Genomic DNA, 19,377 nt, shown 5'->3' on the forward strand with positions numbered 1-19,377 from the left:
TTATTCTAACAGGGAAGGGAAACAGGAAAAAGGGAAATTATTCTTCCTTGTAATACTTCCACCATGTTCACGACTACCAAAATAAAGCATTATAGGGATATAAGATAGCACGATGAAATAAGAAGCAATACATAACAGAAGGGTGATGCAACATGTTTGGACGACGCAAAAATGAAGTGTTATATCCATGGGTAGGCAAGCTTTCGATTTATGAAACGATTATGCAGGGAGTGGATACTCAGGGCAGGCTTACGGATGATCATTTACCGGATGATGAAGAATATTGGGCAGGTCACACGATGCGTTGGGTGGCAGGAGGGTTGGATGGAGCGTTTGGGCATCATGGCGCTGGCGGAGATGGAGAGACTGACAAAATTAAGGATCTGGCGCAGTTGTTGTCCAGACAATGCCGCAAGCCAGGGATGAAGACGAGACGTGAGACGTATGTACGTTTGATGGAGGAAAATGCGCTCAGCCTAATTGATCCGCTGCTAGATGCGGTACGCGAGCATCCAGCAATTCAGCCGGATCGATTGTATGAGGAAGCGCGTTGGCTGGCTGAACATGGAGCACACCGCAATGTGGTGAAGATCGGTATTGCGCTGCTTGGATTGCTAGAGACAGAGCAGCACCACGAGCTTATTTTAACGCTAGCCCAACATGATGAATTCACGCTATATGCGGCTGTGGCCATCCGTAATATTTCGGAGCAGGCCAATGAGCAGTTGTATAGGTTAGCCTCACAGGTACATGGTTGGGGACGAATTCACGTAGTAGAACGGCTGGAGCCTGCGCGTCAGGAAATACGTGATTGGCTACTGCGGGAAGGATTCCGCAATAATGTCATGTATGAATATCTTGCTTATGAGTGCGCTCATAAAGGCGAGCTGCATACAGCCATCGCCGTTCCGCAGATTGATCAGGAGTTGTTTGACGGAGCAGGCGATATTCTGTCGGCCTTGCTGGCCGCAGGTGGACCTGCGGAAAGTATAGACGATTATGAGCATGCCGCTATGGTCATAGGCAACTATCTTCGTCATGCCAAGGCGATGTGTACGACTGTGCAGCATTTTACGATCATTATGGATATAGCAGACTTTCTGGATGAAGAGGACGATTCATGGGAGGCACGTTATGAGCATGAATGGACGCCGGAATTGCGTAAACGTTACGCGTCGATTTGCCAGCAGATGATGGATGATCCGCAGTGGGTGAAGCTGGTAGAGCAGGAGCTGCAGCATTCAGATTCACCGCATCTCTACTATGCCATTCGCGTAGCTCGAATGCTAGCACTAGATGTATGGCCTGTGCTATTTGATCAATTAAGCAAATACCCAGTCAAGCCTAATCTGTACTTTGAACTCATCAAGACAGAGGATGAACATCGGGCTCGTAAGCTGGTGACTTTTGCAGAAAAGCACTTGCCTCTGGGAGAGATTGTTTCCGGTCCTGCTGATGTGCCGGGCTTTGGACCGGAGTATGAAGCGCATCAATGTCTGGGTATGCTGTTGCAACTATTGTCTTCTTACGACGGAATGGGACAAGAGTTAGTTGCTGCCGGACTTTGGAGTCCGGTGACCTCCAATCGCCGTGCAGCGCTTCATGTGCTCAAGGTATGGCCTTCTGAGATGTGGGGAGAGGAGACGATGGAGCGCCTTCGCCGCTTATCGGTAGCTGAAACGGAGGAGTCGATTAGAGAACAGATTCGGGAAATACTTTAATGATAAGGGAGGGAACAACATGACAGATGTGAAGCATGGGCAGGGTTTCATTCAACCGGAAATGCGTGAGACGATTTTGCGTGAGTTGCGCGCGTTGGAGCAAGCGGAGCAGGTGCGCATTGTATATGCCTGTGAATCAGGTAGTCGGGCGTGGGGGTTTCCTTCACAGGACAGTGACTATGATGTACGATTTATCTATGTAAGACCCATAGAATGGTATTTATCTATTTTTGATAAGCGGGATGTGATTGAGCGGCCAGTCAGCGATTTGTTGGATATGAACGGCTGGGATTTGAAAAAGGCGCTCCATTTGTTCCGCAAATCCAATCCGCCTCTGCTGGAATGGCTGCAATCTCCGATTCCCTATCTGGAGCAATATTCAGTGGCTGGTCAGATTCGTGCGATCTCGCCGTTAACCTTCTCTCCGAAGTCCTGTATGTACCATTATCTGAATATGGCGCGGGGAAATTATCGGGATTATTTGCAGGGAGAACAGGTGAAGATTAAAAAGTATTTTTACGTGCTGCGCCCGTTGCTGGCCTGTGGCTGGATTGAACATCACAACAGCATACCTCCGATGGAATTCGTAGACTTGCTGGAGGAATTCATTCCGGCCGATACCGAACTTTATCAGGTGATCGAACATTTGCTGCAACGTAAAAAAGCGGGCGAGGAACTGGATATGGAGCCACGACTTTCGGTGGTGAATGATTTTATCCAGCAGCAAATTGCTTATTTTGAACAAAAGGCGCCCTTGCTTCAGCATATGGAGAGTGGACGTGATCAGCAGTTGGATGATTTGTTCCGCGCTGCGGTGAATGAAGTATGGAAAGTATAAGCTGAGAAGGAGAAGTGGAGTATGCACATCACGCTAAAAGCAACCGGAACCCATGCAGGGATGATTTCGCATTTGCTTGCTAAGAATCCTTATAATACGTATGATCGCACAGATAAAGGCGCACGTGTACGCATGGTGTACACCGTTTTTACCGAGGAAGAGGCTGAGATCGTCATTCAGGCTTCGCCAGATTCGATTGATTTAGTCAAAAACAGTCCGGACAGCTATGATATTACACAATATATTAATGACCGGGAGTTTGTAACCAGCAGCTTATTTTGCACTTATATTCGTGGCTCGCTTGGCACAGCCCTGAACGGTAAACCCAAGGAAGACTATGCAGGATGGGTGACGCACCCTTTTGCGCTGGAGTTATCGTTTGGGCCTGTTGCTTCGGATTTGCCGGATGCTGTGGTGGAGGGGCTATTTGCTCCGCTGGGCTATCAAGTGGACATAGAACGAGGGGAAGCGGACTATTCTTTTCAGCTGAAAAATCGAAGCACTGTCAGATATGTTACGTTAAGTGGCCATCAGACGGTGCAGCATGCGCTACGTCAGTTATTGCTGTTGATTCCGGTGTTGGATAACTATAAGCACTACTACATTAGTGAAGAGGAGTTTGACAAGCTGAGACGTTACGGTGAGGGCTGGCTGCAAGAGCATCCGCTGCGCGAGCTTATCATTCGACGCACGCTTCGTTTTACCAATCTGATTGAGCAATTTGAGCAATCTGATTCGGCTGAACTAGGCACTAAAAAACATATTGAAAAAGATACTGTCCAAGCTCAAAAGGATAAGCACGAACAGATTCAACAGCCACAGGAGGAAGGGAAGCAACAGCCTACAGTACGGCTAAATGAGCTGCGGTATCAGGCTATTATGGACGTAATTCGCAAGCTGCCTCGCAGACAGAAAATCGTAGATTTTGGTTCAGGGGAAGGGAAGCTATCGGCTCGGATGGCCCGAATGACGGGCGTTGAAGAGATTTGGGCGGTGGAGCCGTCCGCGTATGCACAGGTGAGAGCCGTGGAGCGTTTTGCCAAGCTGGAAAGACATGCTGACGCTATCAGTCCTACACCCATGATGGGCTCACTCTTTTATTATGATGAACAATTGCGGGGCAAAGATGTGATGATCCTATGTGAGGTCATTGAGCATGTGGATGAGCATCGTCTGAATCGGGTGATGAAGACGATTGTAACGGAGTATCAGCCGGGCGTGCTGATCGTGACGACTCCCAATCGTGAATATAATGAAGTATATCGTATGAATCAGCAAGAGCTACGGCATAGCGATCACCGTTTTGAATGGAGTAGAAGCGAGTTTCAGGAACGATGTGAGCAGTGGATTGTGGAAGCTCCTTATTCGGTAGCGCTGAAGGGGATCGGAGAAGAGGCCGAAGGCTTTGGACAACCGACCCAAATGGCTATATTTACGCGCAGAAAGGAGCAGAAGGAAGCATGAGCAATTCATCCAAACGTACGATTCATTTACCGCATGCTGGACTGGTTGTGTTGGTGGGGGCCTCCAACAGTGGCAAAACCACATTATTGGACAGGCTGGTGAGCGAAGGGATTCTACTGGAGACAGAAGTGGTATCCTCGGATCATTTTCGCAAGCTGGTCGGAGATACGGAATTTATAGACTGGAGTGGACTTCCAAGACTGGAATCGGACGTACTGTTCTATGAGTATCAGCAAATGTCAGCCAAGGCGTTTGAGGCGATGGATACGATTCTGGCTATGCGCTGTCGCTTGAATAAGCTGACGGTTGTGGATGCCACCCATTTATATGCTGAGGATCGTCAAAAATATGTACAGCTGGCAGCCAAGGCGCATGTTCCTGTTATGGCCTTGGTGCTGGACGTACCCGAATCTGTGCTGCTGGAACGTGATTCAGGCAGGGAGCATCCGCGTGGACGCCAACGGGTCAAACAGCAGGCACAGCTGTTAAAGCGGAACCTGCGTGGGATCCGTGAGGAAGGTTTTAACGCTTGCTATGTCCTCAAGGATGTAGAAGAAATGAACTTTGTTCGCCGTGCGCAGCCACTGTTTCATGAGATTGGCTCAGGGATTGACATCATTGGTGATATCCATGGGTGCTACCGTGAGATGCTGGAAGTGGTAGAGCGGCTAGGATATACGGAAGATACGGAAGGATTATACCATCATCCAGATGGCAGAAGACTAGTATCTGTCGGGGATGTGATGAGCCGTGGCCCCGAATCGCTACAAGCGGTGCGGTTCTGGAAAAAGCATGTGGATGCCGGACTAGCGTATATGATTGACAGCAATCATGGCTGGAAAATCGGCCGTTACCTTGATGGGAGAAAGGTGACTCTCAGTCATGGGGATGAACGATTTGCAGAGGAACTGGCCCAGTATGAACAAAAAGCGGGCAAGGCAGCGGCGGAACAGCTTAGAAGCGAGTTAAGGGATTTTCTGCTACATGCACCCTCTCATCTTATTTTTGGCAGAAATGGATTGCGACACGTGGTCGTGGCTCATGCCGGGATTAAGGATCATTTTATCGGCAAACAGTCGGCACGTATTTCTGATTATTGCCGTTATGGAGATACGGAAGGACAGGACGCGAACGGAAAACCAATCCGCAAGGATTGGTTCGTAGACCATGAATCGGGAGAAATAGTAGTATGGGGACATGATCCGAGACCGCAGCCTACCCTTGTGAACCAGACGGTGAATATTGATCAGGGTGTGGTATTTGGCGGTATGCTGACTGCTTATCGTTATCCGGAAAAGGAATTTGTCAGCGTTCCGGCACATGAGAATTATGCGAATGATCCCGATAGCCCACTTGTCCGCTGGCAGAGAAAACGGTTTTCACCGCCGAATTTGCGCAAGCTCATCGCTGGTTACAGTGTGCTGACGGAATCGTATGGCGAAGTGCGCGTACAAGGAGAATGGATCAAATCCGCTATAGATACCGTGTCACATGTAACTGTACCCATGGAGGAGCTGGTGTATATTCCACCGACGATGAGTCCTGCTCCAGCGGTGTCTGCTGAGGAAGGATATCTGGAGCATCCACGTGAGGCGCTAGCTTATTATCGCGGGCAAGGCGTACAAACGATGGTGGCTGAGAAAAAACATATGGGTAGCCGGGCTATTCTACTATTATTCAAAAACGAACAGGCCGCTGTCGAGTATGTAGGATACCCGACATTAGGCACGATCTACAGTCGGAGCGGGAGAGCTTTCTTTGAACAAAGCCTTGGGAAGCAAGTGCTGGAGAAGCTGAATGTGGATCTACGGACTGCTGGATATTTTGAACGGAACCAGACGGATTTTGTGTTGCTGGATGCGGAAATTGTGCCGTGGAATCTCAAGGCTCGGGAACTGATTGCTGCACAGTATGCGCATGTGGGGGAAGCAGCTCTGCTGGATCGCAGTAAGCTGGTAGACAAGCTGAAGCAGGCGAAGGTTGCAGGTCGAGAAGTTGGAGACTGGTTGGGGGAAATGGAACAGAAGTATGCGAATGCCGTAACGTTTCAAGAGGCTTTTCAAAAATATTGCTGGGATGTGGACGGTCTGGATGAAATTCGTATCGCACCGTTTCATACGCTGGCACACAGCGGAAAGACTTTTTTCGACCATTCTCATATTTGGCATATGGAGCAAAACCGGGAGCTGGCTGGGCTGTCCTCCCTGTTTATGGAGACAGAGTATCGCGCTATCACGGATGAAGCAAGCGAGGAAGAGGTCATTCGCTGGTGGACCGAGATGACAGAGGATGGTCATGAGGGGATTGTGATCAAGCCGGAACGCTTTTTGATGAAAAATCGGGACAAGATGATTCAGCCTGCAATTAAGGTGAGAGGCCGGAAGTATTTGCACATCATTTACGGTATGGATTATCTTGCCCCTGAGAATTTAAAGCGTCTGAAGCAGCGTCGAACTAACAAAAAAGAGCGTCATGCCCTGATGGAAGGAGCGCTTGGTATGGAAGGCGTGGAACGTTTTGTCCGCAAGGATACGGTAGATCGTATTCATGAATGCGTCCTTGCCGCGCTATCTCTGGAATCAGAGCCGATTGATCCAAGATTGTAGTTTGCGAGGGAGGGATTGAGATGGAAAGGGGTACACCGTTAATTGATATTGGTGTGAACTTGATGCACCGTTCGTTTCATGCGGATCGGGAACAGGTGGTAGAGAGAGCCGCGGCTGTAGGGATTTCACCGCTGATTATTACCGGGACCAGTGTCCGCAGCAGTCGGGAGGCTGCTCAGTATGCGGCCCGTTATCCGGGCAAGCTGTATGCGACGGCTGGCGTGCATCCCCATGATGCCAAAGACTGCCGCGCAGACACGATTCAGCAGCTCCGCCAGCTGGCGAGTCAGCCGCAGGTCGTATCCATAGGGGAATGCGGATTGGACTATAACCGTGATTTTTCTCCGCGTGATGTGCAGCGTCGATGGTTTGGAGAGCAAATCCAACTGGCGGGTGAGCTAAATATGCCGTTATTTCTGCATGAACGAGATGCACATGAGGACTTTGTCGCTATGCTTCGGGAGTATCAAGGGCTTGTCGATAAAGCGGTGGTGCATTGTTTTACCGGCACTGAACAGGAAATGCATACGTATGTAGAAATGGGACTGTATATCGGAATCACCGGCTGGATTTGCGATGAACGGCGGGGGAAACATCTGCGTGAACTGGTCAGAGATATTCCCTTGGACCGTCTGATGATTGAAACGGATGCTCCATTTTTGACCCCGCGTAATCTGCCCGTGAAGCCCAAAGAAGGGCGTAATGAGCCCATGTATCTCGCTCACATTGCTGCTACGATAGCCGAATGTACAGGCCGAAGTGTGATGGAGATCGAAATCGCGACGACGGAAACGGCTAAACGTTTCTTCGGATTATAGGATTGTCAAAGCCATAGATGTGGTATATATTATAGTGAATTAAAAAAGCATTGTCGGGAGCTTGAGAAAGTCAGGCTGAGAGGGTGGCCCTTGCCACTGACCGTGAAATCTGATCTGGGTAATGCCAGCGTAGAGAAACCAAGAACACTATACAGGAATGCCGCCTTTTTTTGCGGTTGTCGATAGATTCAATGTATGTCCTAGCATTTTACCTTGACCCTGACTTGGCTTGGTATCATTGTAGTAGTTTAGACTACTGGTTATATAAGGCATATCGACGAATGATGTTTTGTATGGTGCTTTACCTTTTACTGCGCATAAAGCTTGCCTGGAGATTCAGCTCCAGACAAGCTTTTTTTTATGGCCAAGAGGCCAACTATAAGGAAAAAGGGGAGCACGCAATAATGAATACTGCTGTAAGAGCGTCCAAAGGGTTGAAACTGACGGATATTTTGGTCACGATTGTGATCGCTGTTGTGTTCGGGTTGATCTACAAAATATGGGGGCCTGCCTATGATTTGATGAAACCATTTGGTCTACACGCCGAGCAACTGATGTATGGCATGTGGTTTATGGCAGGCACGTTTGCTTATCTCATCATTCGCAAGCCGGGTGTTGCAATTTTGGCAGAGGTGGCAGCGGCAACGGTCAGTGCTTTTTTGGGAAGCGAATGGGGCATGTCCACTTTGTACTATGGCCTGCTGCAAGGCTTGGGAGCGGAGCTGTTTTTTGCAGCTTTTCTGTATCGGAACGCAAACTTGTGGGTTGCTTCGCTAGCTGCGGCTGGGGCGGCTGTCACTTCTCTGATTCTAGACTTCAGCTACGGGTATATTGATCAGCTATCGACCTGGAACTATGTTTTGTATATTGGTTTTCGCATGATTGGCAGCATTGTGATTGCCGGGGTATTCGCGTTCTATCTGGCTAAGGCATTGGAGGTAACCGGAGTCACGCGAAGTTTGAGGCCTGCAACGGAACAAGATTATAAGGGGCTGGATTGATGAGCCGGGCAACCGAAGATGTGGTGGCTTCGATCACCCGTCTACGGTTGAAATTCCCCGGTGAGCAAGAGCTGCTTTTTCACAATATGTCTTTGTCTGTCCGCAAGGGGGAAAAGCTGCTGCTACTGGGACCGAGTGGATGCGGTAAATCAACGCTGCTCCAAGTGTTAAGTGGTCTGATTCCACGCACGATAGAAGTGCCTATGAAATGCGATGCTGCTGTAATCCCAAGTGTCTCAGGTATTGTATTTCAAGATCCTGATACGCAATTCTGTATGTCATATGCAGACGAGGAACTGGCTTTTGTGTTGGAAAATAATCAGGTTCCTCGTGAGCAAATGCGATCCCGTATTCGCGAGCTGCTGATACAGGTTGGTCTATCGACGGATGATATACATATGCCCATTGGCAGCATGTCACAGGGAATGAAGCAGCGGCTGGCGATTGCGTCTGTGCTGGCTATGGAGCCAGAAGTGCTTTTTCTGGATGAGCCCACGGCTTTGTTGGACGAGGAAGGCACTACACAGGTGTGGGATACCATTCGGAACATTTCGGTAGACCAGACACTGGTGATTGTGGAACATAAAATTAATGAAATTGTCCATGATGTGGATCGGATTGTGGTGCTTTCCGCTCAAGGGGAGATCATTGCGGATGGAAGGGCCGAAGAAGTATTTCATGTGCATCGGCAGGCATTGTCCGAGTACGGCGTGTGGTATCCGGGAGTATGGGATGAATCGTCTTCACCGCGTTGGAGGGAGTCTGTGACGCAACAGAATGGTGCGGGGATTGATTTGCTGGAGCTGGAACATTTTAGTGGACTTCGAGGGTTGAGTTCTGTCATTTATGTGAAGCAAGCGCAGGTGAAGCCTGGCGACTGGATTGGCGTGGTTGGTGAAAACGGAGCTGGCAAAAGCTCGTTGCTGCTCTCCATGATGCGCTTACTTCGCACACAGGGACGTTATAGCGTGCGCGGAATTGAGGCAGGCAGTACGGAACAACTGGCAGAGCGTATCGGGTTCGCGTTTCAAAATCCCGAGCTGCAATTCGTAGCGCATACCGTACGAAAGGAACTAGAGTATTCGTTACCCAAAAGCTTGTTTAGCGCCGAACAGTGCCGGGAGCGGGTCAATCGGATGCTCATACAGTTCGGACTGGAGCGGTTGGACGAGCGTCATCCGTATCAGCTTTCGTTGGGCCAAAAAAGACGGTTGAGTATTGCTACGGCTATGATTCGTGAGCCGGAAGTGCTGCTGCTCGATGAACCGACCTTTGGGCAGGATGCGCGTAATACCTTTGTCATGCTGGATATGTTGGAGCAGCTGAGAGCGGCAGGCACGGCCATTGTGATGGTCACGCATGACCCGGAAATTGTCCGTCGATATTGTACCGATATATGGCGGATTCAGAAAGGGGAATTACAGTATGAACCTGTCCTTTCCCCATCATAAAACATGGCTGCATCGCGTGAATCCGGGCCTAAAGCTTGTGATGTTTTCCATCCTGTTTGTTGTCGTTATAGTCATCCATGATCCGAATGTCATGTTTAATGTTGCGTGTGCTATGCTACTGCTGCTTGTCTGGTCAGGCCATCCATGGAAGCGGCTGTTGCTGTATGGATCTCCCTTTATATTGGTGTTTATTTCAACTTCAACGGGTATGATGATGTTCGGCAAAGGGATGACGACCTGGTGGACATGGGGCCTGATCCATATTACGCAGGAAAGCTTTTACCGAGGCATGCATCTGGGCTTTCGTGCGCTGAGTATGGCTGCGGTAGGTTTGCTGTTTGGTTTAACGACTCGTCCGGTGGACCTTTTTTATTCACTGATGCAGCAATGGAAGCTCCCTCCGAAGTATGCATACAGCTTTTTGGCAGCCATGCGGTTGATGCCCATGATGGTGGAGGAATTTCAGGCATTGAGACAAGCCCACCGTATTCGAGGTTTACATCAGCATGTGTCCAAATGGAATATGTATGCCACGCTTCGCAGGTATGCGATTCCGTTACTCGCTCAAAGTATTCGGCGTGCTCAGCGCATTGCTATTGCTATGGAAGCCAAGGGTTTTACCAATGAAACCAAACGCACGTATTATTATGCAATTGGCTATTCGGCTGTAGATATTGTATTCATATTCTATTTTGTTGTCATGCTTACGCTGGCTTGGGGACTCGGTATCCACTTTCCTTATGTGGGGGTGTGGGATGTACGTTAATTGTTGTCAAAAGGCTTTGCCCGTTTTCTGCTCTGTGGTATATTAATGCAATGGGAATTGACGGCTCGTACAGACCCGCCTGGGCTGGCGGGCTTATTACATTTTCCCTGAGAAATGGATCATCAGGAGGCCAGGTTTCATGATTTCGCTGCATCAGGTAAGCAAGCATTATACCACCTCAAGCGGCCAATTTCATGCGGTTCAATCCGTGTCCCTTCAAGTGGAGGAGGGGGAAATCCACGGTATTATAGGTGCCAGCGGTGCCGGTAAGTCTACCGTGCTCCGGTTAATGAATGTATTGGAAAGGCCGGATGAGGGAAGCGTGGTTGTGAACGGGGAAGATCTGACTCGCATGCCGGAAAAACGTCTCCGTGAAGCGCGGCGATCCATAGGGATGATTTTTCAGCATTATCATCTTGTTCACAATCGGACGGTCAGTGGAAATGTAGCAATGCCGTTGGAACTGGCAGGTGTCGCGAAAAAAGAGAGAGCAGAACGTGTGCGCGAATGCCTGCAATTCGTCGGTTTAGCTGATAAAGCAGAACAGTATCCGGCACAATTGAGCGGAGGGCAAAAGCAACGTGTGGCGATAGCCAGAGCACTGGCGAATCGTCCTGCGGTGCTGCTGTGTGATGAGCCGACCTCGGCGCTTGATCCGCAGACGACCGCGGATATTCTGGGCGTGTTACGGGAGATCAACCGTGAACTGGGAGTTACCATTGTAATCGTAACGCACGATATGGACGTGGTACGCAATATTTGTACCCGTGTATCAGAAATGCGGGATGGACAGCTACTTTCCACGCAACGTGTAGCTGACACTGCGGTAGGTTCAACAGCGGAAGCAGGTGAAGCTGATGAATGAAATGCTGAGCATCATTGCGCAATATCAGTCTGAGATATGGAAAGCCATCGGAGAGACGTTTATCATGGTGGGGATTTCTATCGCAGCAGCTGTACTGTTAGGGCTTCCGGCAGGAACGATTTTGTATCTATGCGGCAAAGGGCAAAAATATGAAAATCGACTGCTGTTCACCCTATTGAACAGTGTGGTCAATGTCATCCGCTCGTTCCCGTTTTTGCTGCTCGTCGTGTTTATGATTCCATTTACACGTCTGGTCGTAGGGACGGCGCTGGGTACGATGGCTGCTACGGTTCCCTTGTCAGTGGTGGCCATCGCCTATTATTCGAGACTGGTGGAGCAATCATTGCTCGAGGTGCCGAAGGGTGTAATTGAAGCCGCTACTTCTATGGGGGCATCCACCCTTCAGCTTATCTTCAAATTTCTGTACGTGGAAGCTCGTTCCGGGCTTGTACTGGGTTTGACCACATCCACCATTAGCTTCATCTCCTACTCCACGGTGATGGGCATTGTGGGCGGCGGCGGGGTAGGCGATTTTGCCATCCGCTATGGTTACCAGCGTTTTGAAACAGGCTTGATGGCGTTCACCATCGTCGTCATGATTATTTTCGTACAAATGATCCAGTTTACCGGAAGCACCATATCCCGCCGGATCGACAAGCGGTAAGGTGGAATTGTAACTTTCACTATACTTGCACAACTCACTATGGGAAATAAAAATGACTTTACAGTATCTCAAAAGCGGAGAGAAGGATTTGAATCTGGAGAAGCGTTAGCGTTCGCCTTTGAAATGGGATTCTAACCTATACATCACTTTATAAATCAGAGAGAATCCCATTTCAACAGCGATCGTAAGATCAAATCATTCGCGAAGCGGCTATACTGTAACTCATTTTTATCTTCCCGATCACAACTAATTTTGGAGGTTCCACATCGAATGAGTCGGAAAAACAACATGAAAACGAACTTGAAATTACTTACACTATTTGCTGTCGTTATGCTACTGGTCGCCGGATGCGGTGGTCAAAAGCAGGCTGCACAAGAAACACAGTCTAAAGAAGCGACTTCCCAAAAAGAAGTGACCTTGAAAATAGCGACACTCATCCCACCGATGACAGATGTGCTGGATATCGTGAAGCCACTGCTTAAACAGGACGGAGTCAATCTGGAAATCGTCGTGCTGTCAGACAATATCCAACCGAACAACGCATTGGCAAGCCATGAAGTGGATGCTAACTTCTTTCAGCATGCTCCTTTTATGCAACAATATAATGAAAGCAACAAATCCGATTTGGTAGCGGTAAAACCAATTTACAACGCCATTTATGGCGCGTATTCCAAAAAATACAAGAACGTTAAAGACCTGCCCGAAGGTGCGACTATTGCCATTGCCAATGACCCGGCCAATACAGGACGTTCTTTGGTAATGATGGAACAAAACGGTTTGATCAAGCTTAAAGAAGGCGTAGGCTATAATGCTACACAGGCTGATATTATTGAGAATAAGAAAAAGTTTGTGTTTAAAGAAGTGGATTTGTTGATGCTGGCGCGCTCACTGGATGATGTGGACATGGCTGCCATGTATCCCGCATATGCCAAGCCGCTCGGTCTGACACCGAAGAAGGACGCGCTGATTACCGAAAAAGACGATACACACTTTGCCATTAATCTGGTAGCGCGTAAGGATAATGCAGATTCCGATGCCATTCAAAAGCTGGCAAAGCGAATGACCGGACCGGAAGTACGTAAATTTTTTGAGGACAATTACAAGGATAGCGTTGTTCCAGCATTTTAAATAAATGAGGATTTTGCAAAAATCCAATAAGCGACTTCCAATGAATAAGATATAGATCGAAATGGTTTAGTTCGTCTATATCTTGCACGTTGGAGCGACTGGAATCGAATTTTGCAAAATCCTGAAATAAGTATTGAAACATTATTTTATGATGAAATATGACCTGTATAATGGAAGAAAGTCTGTGAAGAGCAGATGGTCTCCCTTGTGCAGGTCTTTTTCTTTTTCATCCTTAATATGGATAAATTTCATCGAAATCAGGGTACAAAGTCTTGTTTTTTAAGATTTTAGTGTATTACAGCATTATGAATTTTGGTCATAAAGGGTGATGGAGTAATGATAAGGAACCTATTAAAATAAATATACGAACAAACATTCGTTTTCGATTTCGTTAACGGTGTTTTTATATGGGTCAAAAAATTCAGCTGACAACGGGTCAAAAGCGTGAATAAAAAGGAAGGGGAACGACATGAAGCTGTTTGTAACTGTAAAAAGTCTGGGAAAGCGCAAGCCCGCACTCGCACGACAGGAAGTAGAGCTGAGTCCTGCACCAGAAACATTGCGAGATTTGATTACTGCAACCGTTGCTCTGAATGTTCAAAAGCTACGGGAAAAGCAGGAGAGTGTCGCGCTGATTCCATTCCTCACGGGAGAGGAAGTTCAGGCACAAGGCGAGATAGGCAAAGTAGGATTCGGTTCCATATATAATGAGGGTGTCCCGGATATTAAGGCTGCCGTGAACACGGCAATGCAGGCTTTTGAAGATGGTTTATACAGAGTTTTTGTGTGTGATGAGGAAGCTATTGAACTGGATGCTCCTTTGTCACTTAAGGATGGGAATGAGATTGTATTTATACGCTTCACAATGCTGGCTGGAGGCCTATGGTAGAGGGGGAAACGAAATATGCATCAAGAGAACAATGAGCTAGAATATTTCACCACACTGAAGGAGCGCGCGGCGCAACTGGATGGGCAACAACAGGAGTTGGCTCAGTATGTTGTGGAACTGGGTAAGCTTCATTACATACAGGAGAACGAGGAGCCATTTAACGAATGTCAGCGAATATTAAAAGAACGGGCGACAGAAAGCGGAGAACCGCTGTTCAAGCCACTGACAGAGGTATTACGTGCTCTAATTGGACAAACAGCTGGGGATGTATTCGCACATCTAACAGAGCATGTGACTGAATATCCATACAGCACAGGATATGCGCGAAAACCGTTTCGCACTTCGGATATTACGGCCCATACTTCCCGGATTTATAAAAAAATGGTGCAGTTGATCCGAATGGACTGTATCGGGTTCTCCGTGATGGATTATTTAACAAAAAAGGATTATGAACCAGGCAGAGATTACCGGATTCAGGAAACGATTGGTGACTGGATTGCTTATGAGCTGGATAACGGTAATTTACAGGTGCTTGAGGCGTTAAAAGCTATTATTTATGGGGATAATCAGGCGGCGTTACTTACACGCAATATGATTAAAGGCATGCTCCTGAGTCATCAGGAGGAGAATTATCGCATGATTGGAGAGCTCTTGGCGGTCGCCAAACTCCAGGAGGGATTGCGCCAAAGTATCGTGGAACAAATGGATGAGGGAACCCCGGAGGCTCTCATATATCTGTTAAAGTTGATCATCGACCAAGGCTTCATTCGTTACAGTTCGGTGGTGCGGGCGCTTGCAGTATGGACGGGAATGGGTTTGGAATCCGCCAATCAGCGGGTCGTTCGCCAACTGATCGAGCAGGCATATGAAGCATTGACTCGTAGTGAACTGCGCCAGGAATGGCTGACAAGCTCAAATGCTAATGAAGTGTATATGAGTTTGTGGGCTACCGCAGTACATGAGGAACGTGATCTGTATGGACAGGTTCGGAAACTCATGGAGCAAGGAGCAACTTACCAGAAGATCGTAGCACTGTACGTACTGTCTAACAGTGACAACAAGGATGTGCGCCTCGGAATTGCGAGAGAATATCTGGATGAAACGGACCCGGAGCTTCAATATTGGATACTGACGAACTATACAAGCAATTATTTTTATGAATGGATAGAAGGCGGGACGGTCGCGGATCGGATCGTTAAAGTGGTGCGCACCCCTTTGCTGGAGAGCAAAGAGGAGCGGCGTAAGGATTTTGAACGACTTCATAACCTGTTCGTACATATGAAAAAGGGTGAGTCCACAGAGCCCTCCAAGGTGCTGGATTTTGTTAATCTGTATCACCGCTCAGATGCGCCTATTCAAAAAATGCTGTATCTCGCTGGTTATGATATGGACGCTTCTTGGATTGGGGAAATCATAGCCTTAAAGGAACAGATTAGCCCTAATCTGCGTGGCGAACTGTTGAACCATTTTGTGCAAAATCCTGAGGATACGGTACAACGTGATTTTATTTTTTCCAGTTTGTCGGACAAAAGTATGAGCATTCGTGAGTTCGCTGTAGCCAAGGCGCGTAAGCTGACGTTGTCGGAACCAGAAATGCAACAAATGGAAGCCTTATTAAAGCTCAAGACGGGCTCGTTGCGACAAAGTGTCATTGGTGTGTTGCTCTCACAATCGGAAGAGCCGCTCGCTGGCTCATTGGAACGCTTGCTTCGTGCTAAGGCGGAGCTGCAACGATTGGGTGGACTGGAAGTATTGACGAAGATATATGCAGACCCGGATCGTGCCGAACAGTATGAAAACCTGCGGGCTTTGGCGGATATCATTCAGCAACCTACAGCCAAAGAGGAGCAGCTGTTGTCCAAGCTGGGACAGGAGGATGCTTATACAGGGGCTAACGGTTTTGGCCTGTACGATCCGAATGTCAAGGAAGCTTGGCTGGAAGAGAAAGTTGATTTGGGTGATTTTCGATTGTCCGATGTTTTTGTTAGTCCATTGGAGAAGCTCAAGCAGTTCTTGACTGGACTGGATGAGCTTGTTCATCAGCATCGTGATGTGGAATATACTGCGGAGTATTATTCAGGCTACAAAGATACACTGCTTATTGGAACGAACCTTCGCCCTCTACGACTGGTTCAGGTCGATGAAGAGGTAGATTCCAGACTGTCTTTATATCCTCTATATGAGGAGTGGAACCGCTATTTGCAGGAAAGCAGCATAGAAGCACGTGAACTGCTGGAGCTTATTTTTTATGACCGGTTGGAGCCTATGAACCGAACGCTGGATCGCTACTTTCGATACTTTTCTTTTAACATGGACTATTCAGAGCTAAGCAAGCACAAGCTGCTGGAAGGATGGCGTAAAGACTTCGCTGAGCAAATGTATCCTGTGGATCGGATTAACGAGGTTCAAAAGTGGATGGCAGAGCTGACCTATTCCGATCAGGTAAGCACATTAATCAATGCTTATTTTATGGACACAGCCGGAGCTGAAACATTTGACGTAATCGACCTTGCTTTAAATTCACTAATGCAAAGCATGCCTAAGGATAGACCAACAGAGGATATGGGAATGTTTCATCTCTTGTCCGGCCCGTGGGTGGCGCTGGAGAAGGGGCAGGTTCATGATGATGAGTCCTTTAAGCGCTTTTTCCATACCTTTGTGAACTATGCAGAACTGCCAGGAGCAGAAAATCGTTTTTATTCTCCGCTGGATCTGGAGGATTATTTCAAAGCCTATGAAAAAGGGTTGATCGGTGTAGGTGAAGTATATCGGGAACTGCTGGCCGGTAGTGAAAGCAGAAGACATATGAGTACCTTAACCAATGCTCGCAATGCATGGATTTCCAGAAAACCGGAATTTTTGGAAATACGTCGCACGGTTATTGATCGACTGTTAGAAGTTGAATTGGTTCGAGGCGATTTGCCTACCGAGGCTACGCCAAAGGTTATGGGCTTGAGTCGGATTGAAGGCATGAATTATTTCATCCGTATTCTGGAGGGGCTCGATAAGGAAACGTTCGTGCGTGGTTATGTGTACGGCTACGGTGATCGTATTACCAAAAAGGAATCGTTCAGCCACTTGCTCAAGGCATGTTATCCAAGTGATGGCGAGGATGCCACGTTGCTCAAGGAAAAGCTGAAGAACACTAAAATTACAGATAAACGTCTGCTGGAGGCTGCTATGTATGCCCCGCAGTGGATTGAGATTGTAGCAGATTATCTCGATTGGGAAGGGCTTCGCAGTGCGGCATGGTATTTCCATGCGCATATCAATGAAGGTTTTTCGGCCGAGAAGGAAACGATTGTAGCCCATTACTCGCCGATTGCTCCGCAAGATTTTAATGATGGCGCCTTCGATATTCACTGGTTTCATGAGGCTTATGAGACGTTGGGCGAGGAACGTTTTGATCTGCTGTACGATTGTGCCAAGTATATTTCGGCTGGAGCCAATCATCGTCGATCCCAGTTGTTTGCGGATGCGACGCTGGGTAAGCTCAAACGGAGTGAAATGGAAAAATCAGTGGAAGACAAGCGAAACAAAGACCATTTGCTGACCTACAGTTTGATTCCACTTGCTCAGCCGCCTGAACCAGATGTACGTGAACGTTATGATTTTATCCAGAAGTTTCTGGAACAAAGCAAAAAATTCGGTGCACAGCGTAAGGCTAGTGAGGCGCTGGTTTCGCGGATTGCGCTTGGGAATTTGGCGCGTAACGCAGGTTATGATGACGTAACCCGTCTTGTCTGGGACATGGAAGCTCGTAAGCTGGATGATCTCCGATCTTATTTTGAGCCACATGCTTTGGACGAGACTACAACCGTGCAGCTCGTCATTGATGATGAAGGAGCGGCAGATATTGAAATTGTCAGCAAAGGCAAGACGTTGAAATCCATTCCGGCTCGTTTCAAGAAGGATGAGTATGTTACGTCGCTGAAGGAGCTTAAAGGAGATCTAGTGGATCAGTACCGCAGAGCTCGCAAAGAATTGGAACGCTCTATGGAGTCTGGTACGACCTTTATGGTGAGGGAATTGAGAGGATTGCTGGGTAATCCTGTGCTTGCTCCGTTGGTGCGGACATTGGTTTTCAAGGCTGATGATCACCTTGGATATTTTAATGAGGAAACGTTGGTATTGACGGTTCCTTTTGCCGAACAGCATACTATAGGAGAAGAGGACAAGCTGATTATCGCTCATCCCCTTCATTTGTTCGAAAGTGGTCGTTGGAGCGACTTCCAGAAGGACTTATTCGACCGCCAGATACGCCAGCCATTTAAGCAGGTGTTCCGTGAGCTGTACCTGCTGAATGCTGATGAACGTGCCAACGCGACCGTTTCCCGTCGATATGCGGGACACCAGGTACAGCCGAATAAGACGGTATCCCTATTGAAAGGTCGCCAATGGACGGTCAGCTATGAGGATGGACTCCAGAAGGTGTACTATGCCGAGAATTTGATTGCGAACCTGTATGCCATGGCGGACTGGTTCTCACCAGCGGATACCGAGGCTCCTACGCTGGAGACAGTGCAGTTCTTTGATCGGACAACGTATAAGAGCGTACCGTTGAACGAGGTTCCTCCTGTTCTGTTCTCCGAAGTTATGCGGGACGTGGATCTGGTCGTCAGTGTTGCTCATGTAGGCGGCGTTGATCCAGAGGCCAGTCTGACGACCATTGAAATGCGTAGGGTCATTGTGCAGGAATCACTTCGTCTGCTGAAAATTAGCAATGTACGCGTGGATGGGAATTATGCTCGTGTAGACGGGACTCTTGGCGAATATGCTGTACATCTGGGAAGCGGGGGTGTCTACAAGCAAGCGAAGGGAGCGCTGCATATTATTCCGGTGCATTCGCAGCATCGTGGACGCATCTTCCTGCCGTTTCTGGACGAAGACCCAAGAACAGCCGAGATTCTATCCAAAATTGTGTTGTTGGCCGAGGATCAGAAGATCAAGGACCCGCAAATTCTTGCGCAGCTTCAAGCGTAGGATAGAAATTCTGATATAGAGCAATTCATAATTAACTCAACGTTCGCACCTAGATAATGGGTTCAAATCCTCGATTGTGCAGGTGGAAACTCAGTTTAGTTGCGGAGGTTGAGTTATTTAATACTAAGCGTGTATCAAGCGCGAATAAAGAGTCAGGGGTAATATTTTATGTTCTATGATTTG

The 19,377-nt window shown here is 48.0% G+C and carries 13 protein-coding genes and 1 riboswitch; all 13 genes read left to right on the forward strand.

Going from position 1 to position 19,377, the window contains the following annotated elements; translation table 11 throughout:
- Window positions 1-152: 152 nt before the first annotated feature.
- Window positions 153-1,721, forward strand: a complete 1,569-nt coding sequence (locus tag NSQ68_RS04610) for a limonene hydroxylase (RefSeq protein WP_342428118.1) — start codon at window positions 153-155, stop codon at window positions 1,719-1,721.
- A gap of 19 nt (window positions 1,722-1,740) precedes the next feature.
- Window positions 1,741-2,559 carry a nucleotidyltransferase domain-containing protein gene (locus NSQ68_RS04615; protein ID WP_342428119.1) on the forward strand — a complete coding sequence of 273 codons (819 nt, stop codon included), beginning with the start codon at window positions 1,741-1,743 and terminating at the stop codon, window positions 2,557-2,559.
- Window positions 2,560-2,580: 21 nt separating this feature from the next.
- Window positions 2,581-4,023 (forward strand): 3' terminal RNA ribose 2'-O-methyltransferase Hen1, encoded by a 1,443-nt coding sequence (locus NSQ68_RS04620; RefSeq protein ID WP_342428120.1) that lies wholly within the window; start codon window positions 2,581-2,583, stop codon window positions 4,021-4,023.
- Window positions 4,020-6,629 carry a polynucleotide kinase-phosphatase gene (locus NSQ68_RS04625; RefSeq protein ID WP_342428121.1) on the forward strand — a complete coding sequence of 870 codons (2,610 nt, stop codon included), beginning with the start codon at window positions 4,020-4,022 and terminating at the stop codon, window positions 6,627-6,629. Before NSQ68_RS04620 ends, NSQ68_RS04625 begins: the two co-directional genes overlap by 4 nt.
- 20 nt (window positions 6,630-6,649) lie before the next feature.
- Complete coding sequence (locus NSQ68_RS04630; protein WP_342428122.1) at window positions 6,650-7,447, forward strand: TatD family hydrolase; 798 nt, start codon at window positions 6,650-6,652, stop codon at window positions 7,445-7,447.
- A gap of 43 nt (window positions 7,448-7,490) precedes the next feature.
- Window positions 7,491-7,602, forward strand: a riboswitch (TPP riboswitch).
- A gap of 249 nt (window positions 7,603-7,851) precedes the next feature.
- Complete coding sequence (locus NSQ68_RS04635) at window positions 7,852-8,448, forward strand: ECF transporter S component (protein ID WP_307353921.1); 597 nt, start codon at window positions 7,852-7,854, stop codon at window positions 8,446-8,448.
- Entirely contained in the window at window positions 8,448-9,899 is a 1,452-nt protein-coding gene (locus NSQ68_RS04640; protein WP_342428123.1) for an ABC transporter ATP-binding protein, read from the forward strand. The genes NSQ68_RS04635 and NSQ68_RS04640 overlap by 1 nt, the downstream gene beginning before the upstream one ends.
- Window positions 9,874-10,665 (forward strand): energy-coupling factor transporter transmembrane component T, encoded by a 792-nt coding sequence (locus tag NSQ68_RS04645; protein WP_342428124.1) that lies wholly within the window; start codon window positions 9,874-9,876, stop codon window positions 10,663-10,665. Before NSQ68_RS04640 ends, NSQ68_RS04645 begins: the two co-directional genes overlap by 26 nt.
- A 139-nt stretch (window positions 10,666-10,804) precedes the next feature.
- Window positions 10,805-11,530, forward strand: a complete 726-nt coding sequence (locus NSQ68_RS04650; protein WP_342428125.1) for an ATP-binding cassette domain-containing protein — start codon at window positions 10,805-10,807, stop codon at window positions 11,528-11,530.
- Window positions 11,523-12,194 (forward strand): methionine ABC transporter permease, encoded by a 672-nt coding sequence (locus tag NSQ68_RS04655; protein WP_307353917.1) that lies wholly within the window; start codon window positions 11,523-11,525, stop codon window positions 12,192-12,194. Before NSQ68_RS04650 ends, NSQ68_RS04655 begins: the two co-directional genes overlap by 8 nt.
- Before the next feature lie 270 nt (window positions 12,195-12,464).
- Entirely contained in the window at window positions 12,465-13,322 is an 858-nt protein-coding gene (locus NSQ68_RS04660) for a MetQ/NlpA family ABC transporter substrate-binding protein (RefSeq protein ID WP_307353916.1), read from the forward strand.
- A gap of 469 nt (window positions 13,323-13,791) precedes the next feature.
- Window positions 13,792-14,211, forward strand: a complete 420-nt coding sequence (locus tag NSQ68_RS04665; protein WP_342428126.1) for a hypothetical protein — start codon at window positions 13,792-13,794, stop codon at window positions 14,209-14,211.
- A gap of 15 nt (window positions 14,212-14,226) precedes the next feature.
- Entirely contained in the window at window positions 14,227-19,194 is a 4,968-nt protein-coding gene (locus NSQ68_RS04670) for a DUF4132 domain-containing protein (RefSeq protein WP_342428127.1), read from the forward strand.
- Window positions 19,195-19,377 lie beyond the last annotated feature (183 nt).

The organism is Paenibacillus sp. FSL L8-0158, assembly GCF_038592965.1.
Taxonomy (GTDB): Bacteria; Bacillota; Bacilli; order Paenibacillales; family Paenibacillaceae; genus Paenibacillus; species Paenibacillus polymyxa_D.